Below are 23393 nucleotides of genomic sequence, written 5' to 3'. Positions count from 1 at the left end.
TATAGAACGCAACTTGCTACATGTAACCCTTAATATTAGAAACTTTTTGTAAGTTGCTATTTAGTTTTTCGTTAACCATAATTATCATGATGCAAAAATTTAAAAAATTATTAGTATTACTTATATTCACGCAATTGTTTGTATCAGCATCTCTTGCTTCCTATATTCCTGAGGGCTACTTCGTTGGTCATGAGGATATGATTAGGAATTATCAGATAACTCAGGAATATTCTAAGGGTGATTTTGAGGCGTATATCATGGCCCAAAATCCTAGTGCTTCTGAGCAAGAAGCCACTCTCATTACTGATCGAGTCATTGAGGTCGCAGAGCTATTTGGGGTTGATGCAAAGCTATTTCTGGCATTGATCCGTATGGAGTCTAATTTTGTACGAGATGCTATTTCTCCAACAGGAGCAGTAGGGTTAACACAGTTTACATCCATTGGAGCGCAAGAAGTTTCCGATCAACTTGGTCAAAGAGGCCCTGATTACGCAAATCTACAAAATACACTTTATTTAAATAATACTCTTTCTGACGAAATTCCTGAATGGACACACTTGTGGCTTCGAGAGAGAACATGGGCAGAGCAGAAGCTCCTATTTTTACATGATCTTGATCTATCCCTAGTTTATGGCGCTATCCTTTTAAAGGTTTATTTGGCCAAGAATTACCAAGATGATCTCATGACAAATTATTATGAGGCGTTGGTTGATTACAATGGTGAGCCTGGAGAGAGAAAATTTTGGTATGCCCGCACAATCTTAAAGTTTTACGATGAAATCTAAACTTATTCGTGCTAAAAATTCTTTATGAAAAATATTCAAGTAATTAAAGCCGATATTACAACTTTAGATGTTGATGCCATTGTTAACGCAGCCAATAGTGAATTAAAAGCTGGTGGTGGAGTTGATGGTGCAATCCATGCAGCCTGTGGTCAGGAATTAGCTGATGAACTTAAGGAAGTGGGGGGTTGCCCTGTCGGAGAAGCAAGACTGACTAAGGCATATAATATCCCAGCTGAATTTATCATTCACGCCGTTGGCCCAAAATGGGAAGGTGGAGGAAATGGTGAATCTGATTTACTTGAGAAGTGCTATATCTACGCACTTTCACTTGCTCTAGAAAACGAATGTAAGTCTGTTGCCTTTCCATGTATCTCAACGGGAATCTTTGGCTATCCAAAAATTGAAGCTGCCATTACTGCAACTTCGGCCGTAAAAAGTTTTGATGCTATTGAAGAATTTGATGATGTAATCTTCTGCTGCTTCGACGATGAAAGCTACGAGATCTATAAAACAATTCTGTAGCCTCTACAAAAGAGTGATCTCTTAATAATACTTGAGTTTATTTACTCTTCTTCATTTTAGAATTTCTGTGAACGACTGATATGATACTTATCAAGAGGCACAATCATGAAGAAACGAAAAGTGTTCACTTATTTATTCCCACTATTGGCCATTGTTATTCTTGTGGCCTGTCTAGGTCGAGGCCACAATCTTAGAAAAATAAGAAGTGAGATGATTTCAGATCAATCTTTAAATGTAGGTACAAGGGCGCCGGCCAGTACATTTGTTGAAGGTGAGGAGGAAGTTGTTATTGGAAACTTCTTTGATATCACTCAAAAAAATTCTCTCGATGATACAGTCGGATTTATTCAAGAAGGGAATTGGTTTCAGGACACCCTAAAAGGATATCAGGGAAGTATAAGTCGCTACACCAATGATCCTGGCGCTAGGGCCATCTATGTCACAGATCTTTTGGGCGATTCGACCTATTGTATTTGGTACTACAGAGTGCCATCAATGAATGCTACAGATAATGCAATTATAGATATCTTTGATGGTGTTGAAGAAATTGGATTGGCCAACTTTAGTCTAAGACTTCAAAGTAGTGAAAAGGGACTTTATCCATTGGGTGAGTTCTCGTTTACTTCAGGACAGGAGAGTCGTGTGATTCTTTCAAAAGGTGCTGAGGATCCACTACTTCTAAGGGCCGATGAAGTAGTTTTCAAAAAGCTTGGTGATTATGAAGACTGTCAGGGAATAATTTATAAAGACCTCGATGAGAGTGCAACGATAATGGCCAAGGCTGTTGATCAGAAAACTTTTAAAGGAACAGATGGCTACCGTGAATACGGCGATTGGGTAAATAGTAAGCTTAAAGGTGCTGATGGAAATATTGTTCGAATGAGTGAAGATGAATATGCTTATTCAACTTATAACTTCATGCCTAGTAGAACAAATTATTGCTTACAAGTTTATCGACCTACGATTGTAGGGGCCCTATCAAATGTTAAAGTGAGTATCTTTCAAGAAGATGTGGAAATCTTTTCGACTTTTGTTAGTTATAATATGCAAAGTAGCAAGAGTGGTTGGGTAAACCTAGGAAAGCACGAGGTTGAGGCAGATAAAGTTGTTACGGTAATTTTTGAAAGAGACCCTCTCGACATCGGCTTATTACTAAGTGATGCCGTGAGGTTTATTCAATTATCTAAAGATCAAAGTTGTGATTAAACAAGTAAGTGGTAAGTAATAAAAGCACCACCATAAGCAAGAACTGTCATATACCCAAACATTAGGAAGACATGTCCCCAACCATCTGTTTCTCTTCGAACAATCCCAAGTGTTGAGATACATTGCATTGCAAAGGCAAAGAAGATTAGAAGAGACCAGGCCACGGCCGTATTAAATACTGGCTTATTTGTTTCTGGGTCAATCTCAGCTCTTAGTCTTTCTCTTAGAGTTGTTGATTCTTCATCGACATCACCTAGAGCATAAATTGTTCCAAGTGTTGATACGAATAGCTCACGTGCACCCATGGCAACAGTGATTCCAACTCCCATCTTCCAGTTGTATCCAAGTGGCTTAATAACTGGTTCAATTAATTTTCCAAATTGGCCAATAGTTGAGTACTCTAGAGAAATTGCAGCGGACTCTGCCTCTGACTTTCCAATAAGCAGTTCTTCAGCTGGTTTTGGGAAAGTCGAAAGAAACCAAATTACCATTGAAAGACCTAAGATGATTGTTCCGGCCTTCTTTAAAAATACTCTTCCTTTGAAGATCATCGCCTTAAAAGCGGGCTTAAGAGTAGGCATCTGATAAAGAGGTAATTCAATAATAAATGAAGTCGTACTTCCCTTATAAAGAGTTAGTCTAAAGATTTTTGCAATAATAAGTGCAACAATACTTCCTAGGAAATAAAGGAAGAAAAATGCTAAGGCTTGAGAATTGAAAATTCCAAATACAGTTTTTTCAGGAACAAAAGTTCCAATAAGAAGAATATAAACTGGCAGTCTTGCCGAGCATGTAATGAGTGGAATCGTCATTAATGTTGCAAGTCTTTCTTTTTTATCTGAAATCGTTCTTGTAGCCATAATCGCTGGAACAGAACAAGCAAACCCCGAAAGATATGGTAGGAACGCTTTTCCATTTAAGCCAAAATATGACATGGCCTTATCTGTAATGATTGAAGCACGTGAAATATATCCACTTTGCTCAAGAAGACTTAGAAGGAAGAAGAGAATCATAATTTGTGGAAGGAAGATTACAACTCCACCAACACCTGCAATGATTCCGTCAACAATAAAACTATTTAGCATTCCTTGCGGAAGCATAGCTGCAACGTATTCTCCGAATGCACCAACACCACCATCAATGAGATCCATTGCCGGACCTGCCCAAGTATAAATTGAATGGAAGATTAAGTAGAAAATTGCCAAGAAGATAACACCACCTAAGAAAGGGTGAAGAACAAAGTGGTCAATTTTATTTGAAAGTTGAATCAGGCTCTTATTTTTTCCAATCGCATATGATGCTTTTAGGTCTCTTGCTTTTCTTTGATACTTTTCAATTTGAGAAAGAGCAGAAACTTCATTTTGAAGCTCAACAAATTGATCTTCTTCAAAGCTCACATTAAATGGATTGTATTCCGTTGATTCATTTGAAAGTTTTATTTTATTAGTTGGAAGGAGAATTTCACTTGAAGAGTTTTCTCTTAAGAAGTTTTCAAGTGTTGCTCCACTGTCTCTCATTGTAGAGAACTTAATATAAGGAACACCAATGTGTTCGCCAATTTTATCAAAATCGTAATTCTTTGTTACATCAAGATCATACTTATTGAAGATGATTTTAATCTTGCCTCCAAAGAGTTCTTTAACAGCAAGTGCAAGAGATAGAGAAGAGTCCAGGCGAGCACAATCAACAACACAAACAATATCGTGAAATTCTGTAACTTGATTATTTCTTCCGATTAAAGTGGAAACTGTTACTGCTTCATCAATTGAAGATGGAACAAGTGAATAAATCCCAGGAAGGTCAACTACTGCTAACTTTTCTTCATGACGAGCATTAGAAATAAGACCCGCTGTGGCCGTATCAACAGTAATTCCATTGTAGTTTGCAACCTTACGATTCGCTCCAGAAAGGATATTGAAAATCGCCGACTTCCCTGAGTTTGCAGGGCCAATAAGTAAAATTTTTCTCATTAATTTAATTCCTCAACATTGATGAGACTAGCTTCGCTTAAACGAAGGGCAACTGTTTCACCATCTGTTAATCTAAGAGTAAGAGGAGAGCCTAAGAATGAAGGAGCGACAACTTGAATTGCATCACCTGGAAGAATCCCAAGTCCTGTCATAATTGTCTTATGTTTAAGTCCTTTATCAAATGATAGGATCTTAACATTTACGCCTTTTTTAACCTTCGATAAAACCATATTTAACTCCATTCGTCTCAATGGGCTTACTATAGTTTTATTAGTCAAACTTGTCTAGGAACACTTTACTGATATGAACCATGTTTACACAGTGAGTTAGTCGCGATAGAAGGCGTCGGTAAAGTGTGCAATGAGTGAATCGAGAACGTGCTCACCAAGAGTAAGCTGTCGATACTTCACTCCAGTGAGGTCGAAGATGCGACGAGAGATACGATTTGACTCAGTACCTGAATGTTTATCTTGTAAGTATACGATTTCTTTAATCTTTGAAGAAGCAAGAAGCTTGGCACACTCATGACAAGGAAATAGTGTCACGTAACATCTAGCGCCATATAATTTGTGATTTGAGTGAAGAATTGCATTGGCCTCGGCGTGAACAACGTATCCATACTTTTGTTGCTCGAGAGGGAGAGTTCTCTCTTTTCCCCAAGGAAGTTTTGTTTCATCAATTCCCGCAACAAAGCCGTTGTAACCAAAAGTTATTTGATGGTTATTATCATCAACAAAAACACATCCTACTTTTGTGGCCGGATCCTTACTCTTGAAACTTGCCATAATAGCCTGAAGCATAAAGTATTCGTCCCAATTTACGGCACTCTTTGTATTGATGTGATTAATCGACTTTTCCAACTCTGTTTTCATGGCAGCAAGATTAGTTAATTATCCTTCACTTGGCAACTACTGGAAGCTTGTTAAGTCAGATAGGGTGGTGCAAAATATTGGAATGACAAGAGAACACAGGAAGAATTTTTTACTATCCTCTATTAAGATGGCCGTTGCAACTTTATCAAGTCGTGTATTGGGTTTTGCTAGAGAAATTTTAATGGCCAAACTTTTTGGTGCTTCGGGGCTTACTGATGCCTATCAAATTGCTTTTCGTATTCCGAATATGTTGCGTGACTTATTTGCAGAAGGTTCTTTCTCATCTGCCTTTGTCCCAATATTTACTTCGGCCAAAAAAGATGGCGATGAACACGCTCGCAAGCTTCTATGGTCAATGGCCATTGTCTTACTAGCTATCACTTCGATTGTTTGTTTACTGATTTTTATCTTTGCTCCACAAATCATTCAAGTATTAACAAATGAGCTTTTTACTTCTGATGTAAATCGATTTGAATTATCTGTATTGTTAACAAGAATGATGTCACCTTTCTTAGCATTCGTTTCTGTGGCCGCACTTTTTATGGGAGTTCTTAACACTTATAAAATGTTCTTTGCTCCTGCGATGGCACCAGCTGTTTTTAATATCATTATGATCATTGCGATGGTGACATTACCAAAGTACTTAGAAGCAAAGAATCTTCATCCGATTATTTCTTTAGGAATAGGGGTTCTTGTTGGTGGATTTTTTCAGATGCTTATTCAAGTACCGATGCTATTTTCAAAAGGACTTGTAAAGGTTGATGGTATTGATCTTTTTTCAAGTGATGTAAAAGAAATTTTAAAACGAATGAGTATTGGAACAATAGGTGTTGCTGCAACTCAGATCAATCTTTTGGTTTCAACTTTCTTAGCTACAGGTACAGTTGTTGGAGCTGTTTCTTGGCTACAATATGCTTTTCGATTATTTCAATTCCCTGTAGGAATTTTAGGTGTTTCGATTGGAAATTCCAATCTCGTTTACTTCTCTGAACTTTGGAGGGGAGGCAAGGAAGAAGAAGCAAAGGCAGCACTTCAAACAAGTTATATAACAAGTCTTTTTGTTCTTATGCCAGCAATGGCCTTAATGTTTGCACTTGCCCAAGACTGCGTTGCAATTTCTTTTCAGCGTGGAGCCTTCGGTCTTGATGATACTAAGATGGTAACAGAAGCACTTTATGCTTATTTATTTGGACTTCCATTTTATGGACTCTATAAGGTGTTTTCTCCGAGTTTTTACACATTAGATAAACCAAAGATTCCTGTAATTATCTCTTCGATTGCTGTCGGAATTAATATTGTCTTCTGTTTTTCACTTGTTGGTACATACGGTTTTAAAATTCTTGCTATGGGGACATCTGTATCGATGATTTTTATCATCCTTGTTCAGTCGATTCTATTATTTAAATTACTAGATCTAGGGCTTAATTTCTTCTTCCCGCTAAGATTTTTTAAAATTGGTTTAAGCTCACTATTGGCCTTTTATGCTACACAATATGTACGTGGCCACTTCCCAAATAATATTTTTTCGACTCTTGATAATCTCGCGGCCTTCGTTACTGCAGCGTGTGCAGGTGCTATTGCTTATGTTATTGTGCTAAGTGTCTTAGGGGATTATGTTTTAATTCAGCGCTTCTTAAATAAGATAATCCGCCGAAATTAGAATGGAAGTAATCATAAATTCTCTTGCTTGATGAGAGGCAAGTCGTTAAACTTAAAGAGATTACACATTTGGAGCAGTAAATGAGAACTAGTTTTGAAACACTCGAAAATTTAGCGAGTCATACAATTAATACACTTAAGGAAAAGGGTGTTATTGAATTCGATATTGCAAATCGTGAGAAGCTTATTGAATCAATGGCCACTGAATTTGGTGTATGTCTAGCAACTGATGAAGATATTCGCGATCAGGCTATCGAAGAAGTTGAAGAGAAGATGGGTGTAGATAATATGCCTGAAGACGTAACAGAGTCTGAAATGTTCAACCATGCTCGTAAAGAAATTATTAAGTCATTTAGTGGTGAAAATATTGGTGGTCTTTACTTAGTAGAGTCACTACATAATATTGCAAATCGTATGACTGCATTTTTAATTGATTGTGAATTCATTGATGATGTTTTTGGAACTGATGAAGAAATTCACAACTTCCTAGTACAGAATATTAGAACATTTAAGACTAGATAATAAAAAAGCTCCTTAAGGAGCTTTTTTTATTTCTTTTTAATATTGTGTAGCGACTGTTCGAAAAACGGACCTTCAAGCAAACCATTTAGAACCGAACTCTCACTTTCTAAAATGACAATACCATCATCAGTTTTTAGTAGAGCAGCATCGTAGTAGACACGAAGCTCATGTCCCTTTGTGGCCGTTCCTTCAACTCTTAGAGTTTCTATTCCTTGCTCATATAATTTCTCGAAAGATTTAGGCTCGTGGATAATTGTTGTATCTTTATCAAAGACGAGTTCATTATTAATAGCGAGCTCTTCAAATGCCGATTGTAAATCTGAATAGTTTTTATTAGTGAAGCTAAAGCGCGATTGCCACTCGTAGCGAGTATCAGTTCTTTCAAATATTTTTAATTCAGATTCATCTGTCGTTAGAGTCCACCAAGGGGGAATTGGAATTTCAAGCCCGTGAAAAGGGAAGCTGATAGCATTCTTTAAGGCGACTTTTTTTTCACCTTTAATAACAAATGCTGCATAAGTAGCAAAAATTAAAATGCAAATGAGGATGATCCACCAAAAAATATTACTCATAATCCGCAATTTATCCCTAATTTTTGGCTTCGTAAACGTAATATTAATCAGTTAAATCAATACTTTATAGAAAAAGTCGATAGTTTACTCAAGTTTCATTCATAAAGTGTCGTTAAGTAGTTGAGGATTGTTAAAGTTTTTATGGAGAAAACTATGAAGTTAAGACTTATTGGCACGAAAAGCATCTTATTGGCGATGATGATGCTAAATACATATGCTGAGATCGACATCAGTGATTGTATCTATTTAAGAGACAATGGCTATGAAGATGATGCTCAGGCATGTGTGACAAGAGCATCTCGTGGAAGCTCTGGAAGTAATGACTTCTGTGTCGATTGTTTACCTAAACTTCCTGAAAGAAATGAGTGGGCCGAAGTTGCAAAAGTTGCAATTCCTTCACTTGCAGCAATGGGGAGTGTTTTTTTCGCCACTAAACACCAAGCTGATTCTCAAGAGTCATGGGCAAATGCTTATGAAAATGGAATTAAATCATGCCACGGTCAAATCGATGGCTATTTAGATTATAACCTTGAAAGGGGTGCAAACCCAATTCTTCCAAAAGAGCAAACTTCAATGCTTAATTCTTGTAACGGTTACGGCTACGGTATGTACGCTGGTGGACTTGGTCTTACTGGTGGAACTTTTGGTGGAGTTGGTAACGGTTGGCTAGGTCAAGGTTACACTTCAGGATTCCTAGGTGGAATGGGTGGACCTAACTTCGGTGGTAATATCTATGGAAATGCCGGATGGGGCATGGGCATGGGTAACGGAATGGGGATGGGCAATGGCTTTGGTGGAAACTACCAAGCGAATGTTTATATGAACCCATTAGGTTCTCTTGCAGGTTCGGCACTTGCTGGACTTCTAACAGGTGGTAATGCTGGATTTGGTGTAAATATCAACGGCGGAATGGGCATGGGTGGTTACCCAGGAATGTACCCAGGAAATATCTATGGTGGAATGTACCCAGGTTTCGGTATGAACTCAGGCTTTGGAATGGGCATGGGAATGGGTGGATACCCATATGGAACAGGTTTCGGAACAGGCTTTGGTGCAAACTTTGGCATGGGAATGGGCAATGGTTTTGGAATGGGTAATGGTTTCGGAATGGGTAACGGTTTCGGAATGAATACTGGTTTAAATTTTGGACTTAATATTGGTAGCACTGGAGCGTACCCTGGGATGAACACTGGCGCAGGTTGGGGAATGTACCCTGGATCTGGTTGGGGAATGTATCCTGGAACAGGTATTAATGCAGGTGTGAACCTAGGTTGGGGAATCAACGGTGGTACAAATGGCGGCTGGGGCAACGGCGGTTGGGGTAATGGTGGAGTTTATCCATCTCTTCCTGGACCAGGTGTCGGTGGAGTTATCTCTGGCGGTTGGGGCGTCAATGGCGGTGGAAACGGCAATTGGGGTGTTAACGGCGGTTGGGCCAATGGCGGCGGAAACCCTGCATGTATGTGTATTTCAGCACCATGTGCTTGTGGAAATACTTTTCCTGGTGGAAATGGAAATATTAATGGCGGATGGGGAGTCAACGGAGGTTGGGGAACTGGCGCTAATAATGGTTGGGGTGTTAACGGAAACGCTGGTTGGGGAGTCAACGGTGGAAACGGTTGGGGCCTAAATGGTAATGCTAACGGAGGTTGGGGTGCCAACGGAAACTGGGGAGCAAATGGAAACTATAATAATGGTTATCAAGCACAACAGTTCCAGAGCTACATCAACGGACTTCAAGGACAAGCTGTTGCTCAAGGTAATTATCAAAACCAAGCGAACGTAATGTATGCTAACCAAGCTCTGTATCAGAACTTACAAAATGCTCAACAAAATATTTATGCAAATTCGTATAATGGTTATTACAACTCTGGTACTAACTTTGGATCAATGGCCGGAGGGGCCCTTAATGGTCAATTTAGTGTCGGAATTGGTGGAAGTGCGGGAATGAATTGGAATTAAAAAATAATTTCAAGAGAGATGAGAGATAAAAAGAAAGCCTCCTGTATGGGAGGCTTTTTTATAAAAAAAATAGCGCCAGTGGCGAACCGAGAAACCTAAAGGTTTCTCTCTCGAATACTATGTGCACCGAATAGGGGCGCACAAATAAAAAAAGAGGCTATCAGCCTCTTTGTATTGCGTTTGTTGCGAACCGAAAGACCTAAAGGTCTTTCTCTCGTGTACGTCTTCATTCCAAATGAAGGACGCATAAATAAAAAAAGAGCTTATCAAGCTCTTTTTATATTTATTTATTATGCATAAGTATTTTAATTGAACCTCTGAAGAGGACTTCGATTTTATTAGCATCGAGACTCTTTTCAACAAGCCCTGGCCCAAAAGTTGGGTGAGCAAGTATGTCACCAACTTCAAATTTGTGACGAATATTATATGCAATAGGTTCACCTTCTAATTTTTGAAGCGCGTTTTCCCAAACATTAATAATTTTATCTTCAGTTGAAATTCTTTTTTTCGCAGGAGCTTTGCGACGAGTAGCACTTGGAGATGCTACCTTTTTTGGCTTGTATGCATGAGTTGCTTTACAAGTATTACACAGAACTTTGTATGGAGTATCTGCGTCTTTCATTGCTACAATTAAATGAGCAAGATCTAACTTACATTTGCTACAATATGTTACAATTTCCTTACCAACACCTAGTTTTGACATATTCTCTCTTCCTTTTGCTTAATTAGGTCAATTTAATGGCGAATAGGATTAAAGTAAAGAGAATAAAAGGTAATATGTAGATAATTATAATGAAGAAAAATACTTTAGCACTGCTGGAAAAAGCAAAACATTTACCGACAAAATCTGGATGCTATTTAATGAAGCGAAAGCGCGCTGGCATCGAAGAAATTCTTTATATTGGAAAGGCGAAAAACCTTCGTAGTCGAGTGTCTAGCTATTTTAATAGTTCTGAAAAATCACCAAAGACTCAAATTCTTGTCTCTCATATTCAAGACTTCGACTTTATAATGACTAAGACAGATGCAGAAGCATATATCTTAGAAAATAACCTTATTAAAAAGCATATTCCTAAGTATAACATCCAACTTAAAGACGATAAAAGTTATCCTTATATTCAAGTCGATATGAATGAAAAATTTCCACGACTTGTTTATACGAGAAGACCAAAGAGAAAGAAGAAGATTAAATTATTCGGCCCTTTTACAACGGGAAGTAACATCTTAAAAATTTCTAGAATTCTAACAAAGTCTTTTACTTTACGAGACTGTTCGATTGAAGAAATGAGAAAGAGGAAGCGCCCGTGTCTAATTTATCAAATGAAGCAATGTTCGGCTCCTTGTGTGGATTATATTTCTGAAAAAGATTATTTTAATGATCTTAACTACGTTATCAATTTCTTTGAAGGCCAAAGTCGTAATGTCTTAAAAATTTTAGAAGAGAGGATGTTTGAAGCTGCTGAAAGTGAGCACTTTGAAAGGGCCGCTGAAATACGAGATAGTATCGAAGAGTTAAAACAATTCTCATTAAGTTATGAAAAGCAAAATGTTGAACTTACGACTGAAAAAGACTTTGATATTGTTGCCTACCATGTTGGTGAATTAGAAATTGATATTTCAATTTATATGATGAGATCTGGAATCCTTCTTGGTCATAAAAACTATCACTTTGGAAAAGGTGATAGTGAGAATGAAAATCACGAGCTTTTTCAAACCTTCTTATTTCAATACTATTCAAATACAAAAGAGAAGCTACCAAGTCGTATTTATATTGATGAGAAAAAAGCTGATCTTTCAATGATTAGTGAAGCATTTAACGAAGTACTTGATCAAGAAGTCGAAGTTCAAAAGCCAATTGGGAAGATGAAAACTCTTTATGAGTTAACTCTTGATCATGCAAGAGAGCATCAACGCTTTAGGGTTAAAAATCTTGATGGACCATGGATTGGTTTAAATAAATTAAAAGAACTTTTAAATCTAAAAGAAACTCCTAAAATTCTTGAGTGTTTCGACGTTGCCATTTGGCAAGGAAAGTCTCCAACAGCATCGCAAATTGTTTTTCGTGATGGAAAACCGGATAAGACTCAATATCGCTATTATCACTTAGAAGAAAGGCCAGAGGGCAATAACGATTTTGCCATGATGAGGGAAGTTTTAGCGAGAAGACTTAAGAAAGGAAAGCTTCCAGATGTCTTCATTGTTGATGGTGGGAAGGGACAAGTTTCGAGTTTTCTTGCAGTTCTTGAAGATTTTGAACTTGATATTCCTGTCGTGGGAATTGCTAAAATTAAAACGAGCAAACAAGACTCTTTTAGAGATAAGGAAGTTTCAAGTTCAGACGAACGTCTTATTATTCCTAATCGAATTAATCCTTATATCTTAAAAAAGACACCGTCTCTAATGAGAATTGTTGTGCAAATGAGGGATGAGGCCCACAGGTTTTCGAGAAAGCTTCATCATAAGAAGGAGAGAGATCGTATTTTTTCTTCGTGGTTTGATGATATTGAAGGAGTTGGTGAAAAGACTCTTAAAACAATTCATGAAAATATGGATTTAAATCTTAAAGAACTTTCGCAATTAAGTGTGATTGAAATAAGTCACAAGTTAGATATAAAAGAAGGGCTTGCTGAGAGAATCCATGCCAAGCTTATGGCCGAATTCCCTCAGAAATAACTGTCTAGTTAAGGTGGTGGATTTTTTTACGATTGCCGTGCCCGCAATCAGTACATCTCGAATTCTCGTGTATGTACAAGTTTTTATAATCCGATAGGTGTGTGTGAACCATTTTAGAGCCACAAACAGGACAATCATTTAAAACCTTATGTACTTGATCGGCATCACCAAATAACTCTTCAAAGTTTTCAAATTGGAAATCTGGATCGAATGACATTGTAGCAACTCCTTTAAATATTAATTACCACTGGGGATTTGAGATTGTGCAGAGTGTCCCAAGCAGTGGATGTAGTTGATTTATCGGCGGCTTAACAATGTTCTGAAATTTATGCTTTTTTTTTTAAAGACTTAGGGATATTTTACCCATAGGAAATAAAGTAATGGCGCAATTTTTAACCAAATTAACTAAAGATTTTAATAATATTTTAAAAGTCTCACGTGATGAGAAGCCGAATTACTGTGCCAAGTTATTTGAAAACACTCTTTGGTATCCTAAGTTAAAAGAGAGCAAACTTACTGCTAGCAAGGCTTCTTCGGATGAGCCTAGGGCCACACAAGTTGATTCTAAGCCGATTGTGGCCGCAGCTCAGCAAGAAGTTGCCAGAGCTGAAGAAACAGTCACAGCTCCAAAAATAGAAGTTCCTGTGGCACCTCAAAAGAGAAAGATTGATATTGCTGCCGCTTCAAATCCTAGTGAATCGACTCACACTCTGAAAGTTAATGATGATATAAATAAATTCCTTTCACAATATAATACATCTTGGAATCTTGAAACAATTCCTGGCTATCAGGATTATCAAGGCGAGGTAGATATTATCTTTTTTGGCCTTGATGAAATTGAAGAAGGGGAGCTCCCTGATTTTCTACCTTTATCAATGATTGAATCAGATCAAGATATTATGGGACGTATGATTAAGGCCATGAAGATCTCAAGTGGCCGCTTTATTCGTGTACCATTTATTAAAAAAGATGCCCGCGAGTTCCTCTTTACATGTTGTGCTCACTTTAAACCAAGATTACTCATTAGCCTTGGGGCTGCCGCAACAAATCTATGTTTAAATAAACGTGTTCGTCTTGCAAATGTTCACGGAGACTTCCATTCAGTTCAAATAGAAGTTGATGGAAATGCTCAGTTAATTGATGTCATGCCTTTATTTCATCCTAAATTACTAGAGGTAAATGAGTCCATGAAGAAAACGGCGTGGACAGATATGCAAAAAGCGATAAAATTTCTCTCAAGTTGAGTAGCTTAGTAAAATCATATATCATTTTATTAGATAAGTTGCTGGGCAAGGATGCCGCACAAATCAGGACGATCTTCGTTGAGAAATTTATTTATCTCTTTCATTATACTTTCTTCATTGAATTCTCTGGCGAGAATTAGCCCATTAGATAATTTACGATCAGGACACACGATAAAAGTTAGAGTAGCAAAAGACCTTGATAACGTTATGCTTGAAGGTGTTGATCTGACACGAAAAGTTGTTGCAACAAGGAATCGTAAAAGTTTTAAGGGCTTTAAGAAAATAAAAGTAAATTGCCAAAATTTACAATCTGCCAAGTCTGTTAAACCTCAGTACTTGGCCTCTCTTACATCGCAAACAGGACTAATTAGTTTTGATCGCAAGCAATTCATGGGGCAGATGCATATTGTAACGAGTGCCGATGGAAATTCTTGTGACGTTGTTAATGAGATGGATCTTGATGACTATATTGCAACACTTCTTGCTAAAGAGATGAACGCTTCTTGGCCAATTGAGGCCCTTAAAGCTCAAGCAGTTGCTGCTCGTACATACGCTCTTCATCACATGATGATTTCTGGACTTAAAAATGACACTCTTTATGATTTAGAGAACTCTGAAAAGCATCAGGTTAATGGAACATTTAATGATGTGACAGCAAGTACACTTGAAGCTGCAAAAGATACAGCAGGTCTTGTTTTAACAAATGGTGAAGGTAACCTTGTTCCTGCTTTTTTTCATGCAAGTTGTGGGGGAACAACATTAATCCCTTCTGATGTTTGGAGAAATGATGTTCACGGTTATTCAACTGTGAAGTGTGATTACTGTCAGAAAAAGAAGAATTGGGATTCTAAAATTACAAAGCTTCGATTTAAAAAATTTTTAAACTGGGCAATGAAAAAAAATTACATTGAACAACAAAGTTTAAAAAAGAAATTATTCTTGTATCCAGATAAAAGAGATGAAAAAAATCTTTACGTACAAAATGGTGTAAAGAAGATCAAAATCAAAAAGAGTTTATTCCGTCGCTACTTTGGCCGTGTTGAATTTCCTTCAAATCATTTCTATATGGTAGATGTTGGTGGAGCTGGTCTTCACTTTGTTGGAAAGGGCAATGGTCACGGTGTTGGTTTATGTCAGGTTGGTTCTTTAGGGCTTGCTCAAAAAGGAAAGGGCCATCGTGAAATTCTGGCCCATTATTTTCCGAAATTAAATATCTTAAAACTTTATTAGTTTTTAAATCATTAAGGACATGGTGTTGAGAAAGTCACATTCATCATAACAGGTCCTAGTGTTCCTTGCATTGGCTGAGAGTACTGGAAAGGTGCTGCCGTAATTTGAAAGTGAGCAGCATCTATTGTTGCCGCTGGACAATTCGCTCCTGTTCCTAAACTCATTCCTGTACTTAGCTGTATTCCTTGAAGTCCACGATCATCACCAATGATTGGGAACCTATAATTCTGATATGTAAAGTAACGTGAGCAAAGTGAGAGGCGAACATTGTATCCTACAACAGAGTTTCCATTAAGAACCTTTGTCATAATAAGAATATCACCGAAGCTATTTACTCCAACGTGATGTTGGTTTGATTCATTAGGAAGCATTCCTTCTTGTAAAGGACCATAAACAGAGTCATTATTATAAGAATATCCAGATTGAATATTAGCTACAATCGTTGCGCGTCTTTGACCAATCTTAAGGTAGTTTCCATAGCTATCCATGTTGAATCGATCATTACCATATTGCTGACAACTAAAAGCTTGAGCATTTACGAGACTATCGAATAAAGCCTGTCCTTGTGAGTCCATTCCTGTTGAGCCTGTATTTGAACCACTTCCACCTGTACCCCAGCCAGAGTAGTAGCCACCACTACCGCCCTTAGAGTCTTGTCCACAGCTTGTTACAAGCATCGAAGCAATTGTCACAACCATTAATAACTTAAACTTTTTCATAATATCCTCAAATATTAGTTTTCACGCTATTTCTTGTATCGGTGAAAATTTAGGATTTCTTTAGAGATTGATAAAATTAATTAAGAATTTTTTTAAATTACCCGAAATAGTAAGTAATTATGACAGCTTATGAACAAGTAAAAGAATCAACATTTAAGATTATTACAGGCTCCTTTAAAGACTTTAAAAAGGATGATCAGGCGAAGTTTCGTTTAAAGATGGGACTAATTTTTGCAGTCATACCTTTTATCTCAATTTTTGTGGGATTCATTCTTAATTGGATTCTTTTAAAATCAACAATCATTTATATTACAGCTTATCGAAAGGATATTGATTATATCATCGATTCTCTTATTTATGACTATCTACAAATTGGATTAATGGAAGCCTTACCATGGATGATTATTTCAATTGCCTTCTTATTGGTAGCAGGAATTGTTCTTGCTCAACTGATGCTGAGACCATTTGATGAGATTGCACAATACTGTTTGGACTTTCTTGGAGCTGAAGAAAAAGTTACGAATTTCGATGGAGAGTTTAAATCTGAGTTAAGATTGTTATCGAGTTTTAGTGATTGGTTCTTTACCACCACTTCGACGCTGCGAATGAGTGGAAAATTAACTCAAATTGAAGTTCCTTCTAAATACAAGAGGATACACAAACCGGTCTTTGAAACTATGTTTTTTGTCCATAAGAGTATTTATGTGGCCATTACTTGTATTTTGACTGGGATGATTATTTTAATTATCAATTACGCTCTCTTTGATGCTGTGATTTCTGTAGTTAACGAAATCTTTACCAATGGTAAATTTGCTAAAGATTACTTTAGTAACATGGCCTTAATTCAGGACGACATTGTTGGTATTACAATAATTATTAATATTGTTTCTTATGGCTTTTTCATGGCCTATCTTTATAACAAAGTTGCAACGCCAGCATTTGGTATTTTTGCGACGATGCGATCTTTCATTAGTGGACGATATACATCAAGAGTTCACCTTATCGGATACAAGTACGTTCGTCATCAGACGCGTGCCATCAACAAGTATTTGGACTATATGGAAAAAGAGTACTCAGTAAAAGATGATTGAGTATTTAACTTTGTTCAAGTAAAATCATAATAATAATTTGATGTGAAATTTGTTCATAATAACAAAAGGGATAGTAATGAAAAAAGCATTAGGCATTGTAATGTCATTAGTTTTACTTACGAGTTGTGTAGGTAAAGATGAAATCAAAAAAGCATTAAAAGATGATCCAACGATTTTAGCAGAAGCAATTAAAGCTAACCCTGCTGAAGTTATGGAAGCTCTTCAAGTTGCAGCTCAAAACGCAAAAGAAGCAATGGCGAAGAAAAGAGAAGAAGAGGAAAACAAAAAACTTCACGAGTTTATTGAAAACCCTCTTAAGCCAGAAATTAGATCAGATGAATCAGTTAGAGGTACTAAAGGTGGAATCATTACTCTAGTTGAATACTCTGACTTTCAGTGTCCTTACTGTACAAGAGGGTTTGATAATGTTGTTAAGCCAATGCTTGATAAGTACAAAGGTAAGGTTCAATTTGTTTACAAACACCTTCCACTTTCTTTCCACTCAGAAGCTAGAATTGCAGCGGCTTATTATGAAGCTGTAAGACTTCAATCAGAAGAGAAAGCATTTAAATTTCACGACATTCTTTTTACTCAAGAAGGTCAACAAAAACTTAGAAACCTAAAAGAAAAATACCTAAAGAAAACAGCGAAAGACTTAGGTGTTAATATGACTAAACTTGCTAAGGATGTTAAGTCAGATGCAGTTGAAAAAAGAATTGCTCAAGACGAAGCTGAAGCTAGAAAGTTTGATATTCAAGGGACTCCAGGTTTCGTAATTAATGGTGTACCAGTAAAAGGTGCTTACCCATTATCACACTTCGAAATGATTCTAGGTCTACTAAAAGAAAAAGGTAAACTAGATATCTAATCAGTGATCAAATTCAATTAAAATATGAAGGCCCACCATCGAGTGGGCCTTTTTATTTTTCCATGTTATAATATGATCATTGGAGGTTATTATGGTGAACTTCTTTGATCATAATCAGGTAAAAGTTAATAAAGAATTCTTTCGTGAAACGGCAAGACAAATTGATTATTCAATTGAAGATTTTCTTCATGATGATGTACCTCATTCTTTAGTTGAACAAAATGTTTTAAATACTGCATATATAAATCATCTAACATCTTTGTTAAAAATTAATTCAATTTTTGATTTGGCCCAAGAAGTTTTAGAGCTTGAAAGAAGCTTAGAGAAGCTTTCTCATCGTCTTCCTATTGATATAAAGATTCCAACAATGGAAACTTTTTATCATCAACTCGGACCTGTTTTTATACAACTTTTTGTCGAAGTAAGAGACCTTGAAGATCATAAAGAACTTGAAGGAGAGTGGCTAAAAGCAGTGAGAATCGCACTAGAGGAAGAGATAGTAGTTTGGCAAGAAAAAAACTTAAAATAAGTGTAAAAATAAAAAAAATCTTTAAAAGTTAAAAAAAACGCTAAAAAGCCTTGTCAAAGCGTGTTTCAAACTTCATCCTACTTTTACAACAACTAAATAACTAACTATTTGGAGTTAAAATGAACAGAAAAGAACTTGTAGAAGCAATCTTAAAAAACAAAGAATTAAGCCACCTAACTAAGAAAGATGCAGATGCATTCGTATCAACTACTCTTGAAACAATCAAGAAAGCAGTTAAGAAAGGTGACGATGTTTCACTAATCGGTTTTGGTACTTTCACAAAAGTAAGAAGAGCAGCTAGAACTGGTATCAACCCAGCTACTGGTGAAAAAATCAAAATCAAAGCTAAGACACTTCCAAAATTCAAGCCAGGTAAAGCTTGGAAGGAAATGTTCTAATTTTTGTTTGAAATTAGTTTCATAATAAGAAGCCTCCCTTAGGGAGGCTTTCTTATTTCTAGAGGCATATTTTGCCTATCACACCCTGTCAGCGTCAAAAAAACGTCGACATTTTGACACCACCACTTTTTTACATTTCTCATAAAGTCTTAAAATTGCAAAATTAATGGGCAGAATCTTCCGGAACATACTTTACTATCTTGTAGAAAATGGCCGCTAGATGTATAATTTTTGACGAGGCACAGTTTTTAAAGGAATTTTTTTCTGTGTGAAGTAAAGGATTTATAGATTATGGCAGATGGAAGTGCTGACAATTCATATCAAGGAAGTGGAAAGAACCCTCTACTAACAGTAGCTCTACTACTGAATATCGTATTAATGGGTGTTATCGCTTACTTTCAATACCAAACTCATTTAAAGATTTCACAGCAATCGTCTGTGGAAGATATTGTTAAGGCCCAAATGGCCGAACAATCTCAAGATAAAGATGTTGTAACTACTGGTGAAGCACAAGAAGAGGAAGGAAAGTTATTTCCACTTGATAGCTTTACGGCCAACCTTGCACAAGGCGATGGGCCACAACGATACATTAGATTAAATGCTGTTCTTAAACTATCGCTTAATGCGAAAGAAGAGGAATACAAAGCAAGAAAGCCTCAAATTAGGGATTCAATCATTAGTATTTTGAACTCTAAGAGGCCAAATGATCTTCTTAAAGTACAAGGTAAGGAATACCTTAAAGAAGAGATCAAATCAGCTATTAACTCTTATTTAGTTGATGGAAAAGTTTTAGATGTTTACTACGTTGGTTTCCAGATCAACTAGTTAATATAAAGTTTTAAGTTTAATTTTTGGCAGGATGCCAAGATCATCAAATCCTAGGAGGGGAACGATGGCACAGGTTTTAAGTCAAGACGAAGTCGACGCTCTATTAAACGCTGTTAACGATGGTGACGCAGATGATTTTCTAGGTGAAGGTGGAGATTTCGATGATGAAGCTGAAGACGAAAATATTCAGCCCTATGACTTAACTAATCAAGACCGAGTCATTCGTGGGCGAATGCCTATTCTTGAAATCATCTACGAAAGATTCATTCGTTCATTTCGTGTATCACTTTCAAACTCTCTAAGAAAGATCTCGACTATTTCGATGATCTCAACAGATCTTTTAAAGTTTGGTGAGTTTGTAAACACACTTCCGATTCCTTCGTGTATGTGTATCATGAAATTTAACGAGCTAAGAGGTCCGGCACTATTAGTATTCGAATCAAAGCTTGCTTATGCAATCATCGATTCTTACTTTGGTGGAACAGATCGTCCTTTCACAAAAATTGAAGGAAAAGAATTTACAGCGATTGAACTATCTTTCATGAGAAAGGTTATGGATATGGCCATTGCTGACCTTGAGGAAGCATGGGCACAAGTTCACCGTATTGATGCACAATACGTAAGAACTGAAATTAACCCACAATTCGTTGGTGTTGTTCCTCCATCAGATGTAATCATCGCAACAACTTTAGAAGTTGAATTCGAATCTGCTTCAGGAACAATTATGATCGTGGTTCCATACTCAACTATTGAGCCGATCAAGCAAAAACTTTCTTCAAATTACCAAACTGATAATGATATGGCCGATAGTATTTGGACAAGTGCTATGAATGAGCACATCAAAGATACTAAAGCCGAAATCGTTGTAAAACTTGGTGAAGCAGAGATGACTGTAGGAGACCTGCTTACTCTTCAAACTGGAGATATTATCCCTTTAAATCAAGAAGCTTCAAGTGAAGTAAAGGGAGCAATACAAGGTGTTGAGAAGTTAAGGTGTTTAATTGGTACATATAAAGGAAACAGAGCGGTGCAAGTTACACATGTTGATAAGACACCTAAAGTTTCTATGGATATTGATGTCGAATAATTAAGGGAGATATAGATGAGTGATCAAACAGAACTAAATAACCAAACACAAGGGCTTGAAAATTTCAATACTATGGAAGTTGAAAAACTTGCAGATGAAATCAGAGCTGGTGATGATGCAATCAATAAACTTAAGGTTCAAAACCTAGATTTTATCTTAGATATTCCTCTAAAGGTAACAGTTGAACTAGGTAGAACAGAAGTAATTATTAAAGACCTTCTTCAACTAGGACAAGGTTCGGTACTAGAACTTGATAAATTAGCTGGTGAGCCTCTTGAAATCCTAGTTAATGGAAAGTTAGTAGCAAAAGGTGAAGTTGTTGTTGTAAACGAAAAATTTGGTATTCGTTTAACAGATATCATTTCACCAATCGAGAGAATTGAAAATCTAAAGTAGTAGAAAAACGTAGGAACTAATTATGGCCAGACAACTTAAATTATTATTTTTAGCACTTTCACTTATTACGACGAATGCATTTGCTAGAGTTGAAGTAGGGAAGGTTAAGTTAACTAAAAATGGTTCAACAGGAGTTGTTACTGTTGGATTAAAAGGGAAGTTTGATACTACTCCTGAGTTAACAATTAAGGATGATATTATTCAAATTGCTCTTCAAGATGCAATCGTATGGCCAAAGATTGAGAAACAAGTATCTGTTAATGAAAAATTTGATACGAAGCTTCTAGCTTATCAATTTACTAAAGATGTTGCTCGAGTTCGTGCAATTCTCCCGTACGATATCAAGGGTAATGAAGATAAGGTAAGTTTAGAAGTAAGTGATAATGAAATTAAAATGTACTTTCCAATCACAACAAATAAAAAAGAAGTTGCAGTGACTAAAGCAGCTCCAGTTAAGAAAGCTCCTGTAAAGCAAAAGAGTGCAGAAGCTTATGATGAAAGCTACCTTGCAAAACTACTTAAAGATAAAGAAGAAGTATCAAAAAATAATAATAAGAATAACGTAAAGCTTGAAAAGACTAGTGAGTCTTTACTTGCTCTTGCCAAAGAAAAGAATGAGCAGATTGAAGATACTGTTAGCAATCTTTCTTCAGGTGTTGAAAAAGGTGGATTTCAGATGTCGACTTATATTTTTAAATTTATCGGCTTTTTTGCTCTATTTGCTGCAGGGATTTTCTTTTTAATGAACTTCTTTAGAAAGGGAATGTTAAAGAAGGGTGGATTAGGGCTTTTCTCAAATGCAAAAATGGTTGAAGTTTTATCGACAACTTATCTTGCACCGAAAAGAAGCCTTCTTGTTGTTAGAGTACAAAAGCAAGTCTTTCTAATGGCACAATCTGAAAAAGGGATGGATTTCTTAACTGAAATTAAAGATACAACTGAGTTTTTTAAAGAAGGTGAGAAAGCGTTAACTGGATCTAACTTTGATACTAATTTAGATACTGCTAATTCAGGTTCTAAGGAATTTAAATTAAAAGAAGTTGCTATGAATATGAAAGAGGCGAGTAACTCGACGACTTCATCACAACAAGATATTTTAAATAGCCTTGCAGGGCAAGCAACTCAAGAAGAGAAAGTTAGCTTAACTGCTCAAATTAAGAAAAAAGTAAAAGACATGAAGTCTTTACAATAATTTTATTAAAAATAATTCAATAGGAAGTTGGATGAAGAATTTTTTAAGAGCATTATTAATATTTAGTATTGGGGGATGGCTAAGTACGATCTTTGCTCAACAATCAACTAACCTGGGACTTCCAGGTCTTTCTGTTAATTTCGGACAGGGGGTTGATCTCGTTGATACTATCGAACTAACTATTCTTTTTACAGTACTAACTCTTGCGCCGGCGGTTTTAATTCTTTGTACATGTTTTACAAGAATTATCGTTGTTCTATCATTCATGAGACAAGCAATTGGTACGCAAAGTATGCCACCAAATCAACTTCTAATCGGTTTTGCACTCTTCCTTTCTGTATTTGTTATGCAGCCAACGGGAGAAGAGATTTATGCAACAGCTGTAAAACCTTATATGGATAAGAAAATTACGACAACTCTAGCAGTCGATCGCATTGAAGGTTCTCTGAGAAAGTTTATGAACAAGCAAGTTCGTAAAGCTGATATAGGTCTTTTCTACGATGTAACTAGTCGTCAGGCACCTCAGTCAATTGATGATGTTCCAATTCATTTTTTAATTCCTGCTTTTATTATTTCAGAGTTAAAGACAGCATTTCAAATTGGATTCTTACTATATATTCCATTTCTTATTTTAGATATGGTTGTGGCTTCAGTTTTAATGGCCATGGGGATGATGATGCTTCCTCCGGTAGTTATTTCTCTGCCTTTTAAATTATTACTATTTGTTCTTGTGGACGGTTGGCAACTTGTTACTGGATCACTTTTACGTTCATTTAATTAGGAGTAGTCATGGACTTTTTTTCTGACATCGCAAGACAAGCAATCACAATTGGACTAATGATTTCAGCACCAATGTTAGCAGGTGCACTTATTATGGGTATCTTAGTTTCAATTTTCCAAGCGGTTACTCAAATCAATGAGCAAACACTTTCATTTATCCCTAAGATCTTAGTTATTGTTGGAGCTCTTGTTCTAACTGCTCCGTGGATGACGGATCAGTTAACAACTTTTACAAAAGATTTAATTATTTCAATTCCTAGTCTTGTTACTGGAAGGTAGGCGAAATTA

The 23393-nt window shown here is 36.5% G+C and carries 26 protein-coding genes; 19 read left to right on the top strand and 7 right to left on the bottom strand.

Annotated features, from left to right (window positions below; all coding sequences use genetic code 11):
* The first annotated feature begins 89 nt into the window (after positions 1–89).
* The 3 genes from ACMAYX_RS09675 (at position 90) to ACMAYX_RS09665 (ending at position 2513) form a co-directional block, all read left to right on the top strand.
* Positions 90–785, top strand: coding sequence for a transglycosylase SLT domain-containing protein (locus ACMAYX_RS09675; protein ID WP_412470356.1), 696 nt, complete (start codon positions 90–92; stop codon positions 783–785).
* Positions 786–809: 24 nt separating this feature from the next.
* A complete protein-coding gene (locus ACMAYX_RS09670; protein WP_103217761.1) occupies positions 810–1307 on the top strand; it encodes a macro domain-containing protein in 498 nt (165 codons plus the stop codon).
* A gap of 105 nt (positions 1308–1412) precedes the next feature.
* Positions 1413–2513 carry a hypothetical protein gene (locus ACMAYX_RS09665; protein WP_392993450.1) on the top strand — a complete coding sequence of 367 codons (1101 nt, stop codon included), beginning with the start codon at positions 1413–1415 and terminating at the stop codon, positions 2511–2513.
* Here the strand turns inward: ACMAYX_RS09665 and feoB are convergent.
* The 3 genes from feoB to ACMAYX_RS09650 form a co-directional block, all read right to left on the bottom strand.
* Positions 2510–4483: a ferrous iron transport protein B gene (gene feoB / locus ACMAYX_RS09660; protein ID WP_412463429.1), complete on the bottom strand. Its 1974-nt coding sequence runs from the start codon at positions 4481–4483 to the stop codon at positions 2510–2512. The genes ACMAYX_RS09665 and feoB overlap by 4 nt on opposite strands.
* Positions 4483–4713: a FeoA family protein gene (locus ACMAYX_RS09655; RefSeq protein ID WP_392993444.1), complete on the bottom strand. Its 231-nt coding sequence runs from the start codon at positions 4711–4713 to the stop codon at positions 4483–4485. Before ACMAYX_RS09655 ends, feoB begins: the two co-directional genes overlap by 1 nt.
* 96 nt (positions 4714–4809) lie before the next feature.
* Positions 4810–5355: a deoxycytidylate deaminase gene (locus tag ACMAYX_RS09650; RefSeq protein ID WP_103217765.1), complete on the bottom strand. Its 546-nt coding sequence runs from the start codon at positions 5353–5355 to the stop codon at positions 4810–4812.
* On the opposite strand from ACMAYX_RS09650, the gene murJ reads away from it, so the two are divergent.
* Positions 5354–7015, top strand: coding sequence for a murein biosynthesis integral membrane protein MurJ (gene murJ, locus ACMAYX_RS09645; RefSeq protein WP_412471697.1), 1662 nt, complete (start codon positions 5354–5356; stop codon positions 7013–7015). The two genes, ACMAYX_RS09650 and murJ, sit on opposite strands and share 2 nt — an antisense overlap.
* A gap of 80 nt (positions 7016–7095) precedes the next feature.
* Complete coding sequence (locus tag ACMAYX_RS09640) at positions 7096–7536, top strand: DUF507 family protein (protein ID WP_103217767.1); 441 nt, start codon at positions 7096–7098, stop codon at positions 7534–7536.
* Between the two features lie 26 nt (positions 7537–7562).
* Here the strand turns inward: ACMAYX_RS09640 and ACMAYX_RS09635 are convergent, their stop codons facing one another.
* Entirely contained in the window at positions 7563–8108 is a 546-nt protein-coding gene (locus ACMAYX_RS09635; protein ID WP_103217768.1) for a hypothetical protein, read from the bottom strand.
* 153 nt (positions 8109–8261) lie between these two features.
* Here ACMAYX_RS09635 and ACMAYX_RS09630 point away from each other — a divergent pair, with 153 nt between their 5' ends.
* Positions 8262–10070 carry a hypothetical protein gene (locus ACMAYX_RS09630; RefSeq protein WP_412471698.1) on the top strand — a complete coding sequence of 603 codons (1809 nt, stop codon included), beginning with the start codon at positions 8262–8264 and terminating at the stop codon, positions 10068–10070.
* Between the two features lie 283 nt (positions 10071–10353).
* Here ACMAYX_RS09630 and ACMAYX_RS09625 read toward each other — a convergent pair whose 3' ends face one another.
* Positions 10354–10773, bottom strand: coding sequence for a hypothetical protein (locus tag ACMAYX_RS09625; protein ID WP_103217770.1), 420 nt, complete (start codon positions 10771–10773; stop codon positions 10354–10356).
* A gap of 89 nt (positions 10774–10862) precedes the next feature.
* On the opposite strand from ACMAYX_RS09625, the gene uvrC reads away from it, so the two are divergent.
* Positions 10863–12743, top strand: coding sequence for an excinuclease ABC subunit UvrC (gene uvrC / locus ACMAYX_RS09620; protein WP_412470352.1), 1881 nt, complete (start codon positions 10863–10865; stop codon positions 12741–12743).
* 4 nt (positions 12744–12747) lie between these two features.
* Here the strand turns inward: uvrC and ACMAYX_RS09615 are convergent, their stop codons facing one another.
* Complete coding sequence (locus tag ACMAYX_RS09615; RefSeq protein WP_021267851.1) at positions 12748–12960, bottom strand: hypothetical protein; 213 nt, start codon at positions 12958–12960, stop codon at positions 12748–12750.
* A gap of 163 nt (positions 12961–13123) precedes the next feature.
* Here ACMAYX_RS09615 and ACMAYX_RS09610 point away from each other — a divergent pair, with 163 nt between their 5' ends.
* Both ACMAYX_RS09610 and ACMAYX_RS09605 read left to right on the top strand, forming a co-directional pair.
* Complete coding sequence (locus tag ACMAYX_RS09610; RefSeq protein WP_103217772.1) at positions 13124–13987, top strand: hypothetical protein; 864 nt, start codon at positions 13124–13126, stop codon at positions 13985–13987.
* A gap of 117 nt (positions 13988–14104) precedes the next feature.
* Positions 14105–15217 carry a SpoIID/LytB domain-containing protein gene (locus ACMAYX_RS09605; protein ID WP_412470350.1) on the top strand — a complete coding sequence of 371 codons (1113 nt, stop codon included), beginning with the start codon at positions 14105–14107 and terminating at the stop codon, positions 15215–15217.
* Positions 15218–15228: 11 nt separating this feature from the next.
* On the opposite strand, the gene ACMAYX_RS09600 is transcribed toward ACMAYX_RS09605, so the two are convergent.
* Positions 15229–15936 (bottom strand): hypothetical protein, encoded by a 708-nt coding sequence (locus tag ACMAYX_RS09600; protein ID WP_412463426.1) that lies wholly within the window; start codon positions 15934–15936, stop codon positions 15229–15231.
* A gap of 119 nt (positions 15937–16055) precedes the next feature.
* On the opposite strand from ACMAYX_RS09600, the gene ACMAYX_RS09595 reads away from it, so the two are divergent.
* From ACMAYX_RS09595 to fliQ, 10 genes are all read left to right on the top strand, one after another.
* The gene (locus ACMAYX_RS09595; protein ID WP_103217775.1) at positions 16056–17027 is read left to right on the top strand and encodes a hypothetical protein; all 972 of its coding nucleotides are present in this window, start codon (positions 16056–16058) and stop codon (positions 17025–17027) included.
* 76 nt (positions 17028–17103) lie between these two features.
* Entirely contained in the window at positions 17104–17895 is a 792-nt protein-coding gene (locus tag ACMAYX_RS09590; RefSeq protein ID WP_103217776.1) for a DsbA family protein, read from the top strand.
* Between the two features lie 91 nt (positions 17896–17986).
* Positions 17987–18424 carry a hypothetical protein gene (locus tag ACMAYX_RS09585; protein ID WP_392993434.1) on the top strand — a complete coding sequence of 146 codons (438 nt, stop codon included), beginning with the start codon at positions 17987–17989 and terminating at the stop codon, positions 18422–18424.
* 119 nt (positions 18425–18543) lie between these two features.
* Positions 18544–18822, top strand: coding sequence for an HU family DNA-binding protein (locus ACMAYX_RS09580; protein ID WP_021268333.1), 279 nt, complete (start codon positions 18544–18546; stop codon positions 18820–18822).
* 291 nt (positions 18823–19113) lie between these two features.
* Positions 19114–19647 carry a flagellar basal body-associated protein FliL gene (gene fliL, locus ACMAYX_RS09575; protein WP_103217778.1) on the top strand — a complete coding sequence of 178 codons (534 nt, stop codon included), beginning with the start codon at positions 19114–19116 and terminating at the stop codon, positions 19645–19647.
* A gap of 67 nt (positions 19648–19714) precedes the next feature.
* A complete protein-coding gene (gene fliM, locus ACMAYX_RS09570; RefSeq protein ID WP_392993431.1) occupies positions 19715–20737 on the top strand; it encodes a flagellar motor switch protein FliM in 1023 nt (340 codons plus the stop codon).
* 15 nt (positions 20738–20752) lie between these two features.
* Positions 20753–21133, top strand: a complete 381-nt coding sequence (gene fliN, locus ACMAYX_RS09565; RefSeq protein WP_021268549.1) for a flagellar motor switch protein FliN — start codon at positions 20753–20755, stop codon at positions 21131–21133.
* 22 nt (positions 21134–21155) lie between these two features.
* Complete coding sequence (locus ACMAYX_RS09560) at positions 21156–22325, top strand: flagellar biosynthetic protein FliO (protein ID WP_103217780.1); 1170 nt, start codon at positions 21156–21158, stop codon at positions 22323–22325.
* A gap of 31 nt (positions 22326–22356) precedes the next feature.
* The gene (fliP, locus tag ACMAYX_RS09555) at positions 22357–23106 is read left to right on the top strand and encodes a flagellar type III secretion system pore protein FliP (RefSeq protein ID WP_103217781.1); all 750 of its coding nucleotides are present in this window, start codon (positions 22357–22359) and stop codon (positions 23104–23106) included.
* Between the two features lie 8 nt (positions 23107–23114).
* Entirely contained in the window at positions 23115–23384 is a 270-nt protein-coding gene (gene fliQ / locus ACMAYX_RS09550) for a flagellar biosynthesis protein FliQ (protein WP_021267947.1), read from the top strand.
* Positions 23385–23393: the final 9 nt, after the last annotated feature.

Source organism: Halobacteriovorax sp. RT-2-3, assembly GCF_047085075.1.
Lineage (GTDB): Bacteria > Bdellovibrionota > Bacteriovoracia > Bacteriovoracales > Bacteriovoracaceae > Halobacteriovorax_A.
Note: the sequence above shows the minus strand (reverse complement) of the source record. Positions and strands in the feature narration are given on the sequence as shown.

Coding starts and splice junctions, on each gene's coding strand:
- fliP (WP_103217781.1), top strand. CDS start 22,357: ATGAAGAATTTTTTAAGAGCATTATTAATATTTAGTATTGGGGGATGG.
- ACMAYX_RS09590 (WP_103217776.1), top strand. CDS start 17,104: ATGAAAAAAGCATTAGGCATTGTAATGTCATTAGTTTTACTTACGAGT.
- ACMAYX_RS09640 (WP_103217767.1), top strand. CDS start 7,096: ATGAGAACTAGTTTTGAAACACTCGAAAATTTAGCGAGTCATACAATT.
- fliL (WP_103217778.1), top strand. CDS start 19,114: ATGGCAGATGGAAGTGCTGACAATTCATATCAAGGAAGTGGAAAGAAC.
- ACMAYX_RS09585 (WP_392993434.1), top strand. CDS start 17,987: ATGGTGAACTTCTTTGATCATAATCAGGTAAAAGTTAATAAAGAATTC.
- ACMAYX_RS09560 (WP_103217780.1), top strand. CDS start 21,156: ATGGCCAGACAACTTAAATTATTATTTTTAGCACTTTCACTTATTACG.
- ACMAYX_RS09630 (WP_412471698.1), top strand. CDS start 8,262: ATGAAGTTAAGACTTATTGGCACGAAAAGCATCTTATTGGCGATGATG.
- ACMAYX_RS09635 (WP_103217768.1), bottom strand. CDS start 8,108: ATGAGTAATATTTTTTGGTGGATCATCCTCATTTGCATTTTAATTTTT.
- ACMAYX_RS09670 (WP_103217761.1), top strand. CDS start 810: ATGAAAAATATTCAAGTAATTAAAGCCGATATTACAACTTTAGATGTT.
- ACMAYX_RS09580 (WP_021268333.1), top strand. CDS start 18,544: ATGAACAGAAAAGAACTTGTAGAAGCAATCTTAAAAAACAAAGAATTA.
- ACMAYX_RS09625 (WP_103217770.1), bottom strand. CDS start 10,773: ATGTCAAAACTAGGTGTTGGTAAGGAAATTGTAACATATTGTAGCAAA.
- ACMAYX_RS09600 (WP_412463426.1), bottom strand. CDS start 15,936: ATGAAAAAGTTTAAGTTATTAATGGTTGTGACAATTGCTTCGATGCTT.
- ACMAYX_RS09615 (WP_021267851.1), bottom strand. CDS start 12,960: ATGTCATTCGATCCAGATTTCCAATTTGAAAACTTTGAAGAGTTATTT.
- fliM (WP_392993431.1), top strand. CDS start 19,715: ATGGCACAGGTTTTAAGTCAAGACGAAGTCGACGCTCTATTAAACGCT.
- ACMAYX_RS09655 (WP_392993444.1), bottom strand. CDS start 4,713: ATGGTTTTATCGAAGGTTAAAAAAGGCGTAAATGTTAAGATCCTATCA.
- fliN (WP_021268549.1), top strand. CDS start 20,753: ATGAGTGATCAAACAGAACTAAATAACCAAACACAAGGGCTTGAAAAT.
- ACMAYX_RS09675 (WP_412470356.1), top strand. CDS start 90: ATGCAAAAATTTAAAAAATTATTAGTATTACTTATATTCACGCAATTG.
- fliQ (WP_021267947.1), top strand. CDS start 23,115: ATGGACTTTTTTTCTGACATCGCAAGACAAGCAATCACAATTGGACTA.
- murJ (WP_412471697.1), top strand. CDS start 5,354: ATGGCAGCAAGATTAGTTAATTATCCTTCACTTGGCAACTACTGGAAG.
- ACMAYX_RS09610 (WP_103217772.1), top strand. CDS start 13,124: ATGGCGCAATTTTTAACCAAATTAACTAAAGATTTTAATAATATTTTA.
- uvrC (WP_412470352.1), top strand. CDS start 10,863: ATGAAGAAAAATACTTTAGCACTGCTGGAAAAAGCAAAACATTTACCG.
- feoB (WP_412463429.1), bottom strand. CDS start 4,483: ATGAGAAAAATTTTACTTATTGGCCCTGCAAACTCAGGGAAGTCGGCG.
- ACMAYX_RS09595 (WP_103217775.1), top strand. CDS start 16,056: ATGACAGCTTATGAACAAGTAAAAGAATCAACATTTAAGATTATTACA.
- ACMAYX_RS09665 (WP_392993450.1), top strand. CDS start 1,413: ATGAAGAAACGAAAAGTGTTCACTTATTTATTCCCACTATTGGCCATT.
- ACMAYX_RS09650 (WP_103217765.1), bottom strand. CDS start 5,355: ATGAAAACAGAGTTGGAAAAGTCGATTAATCACATCAATACAAAGAGT.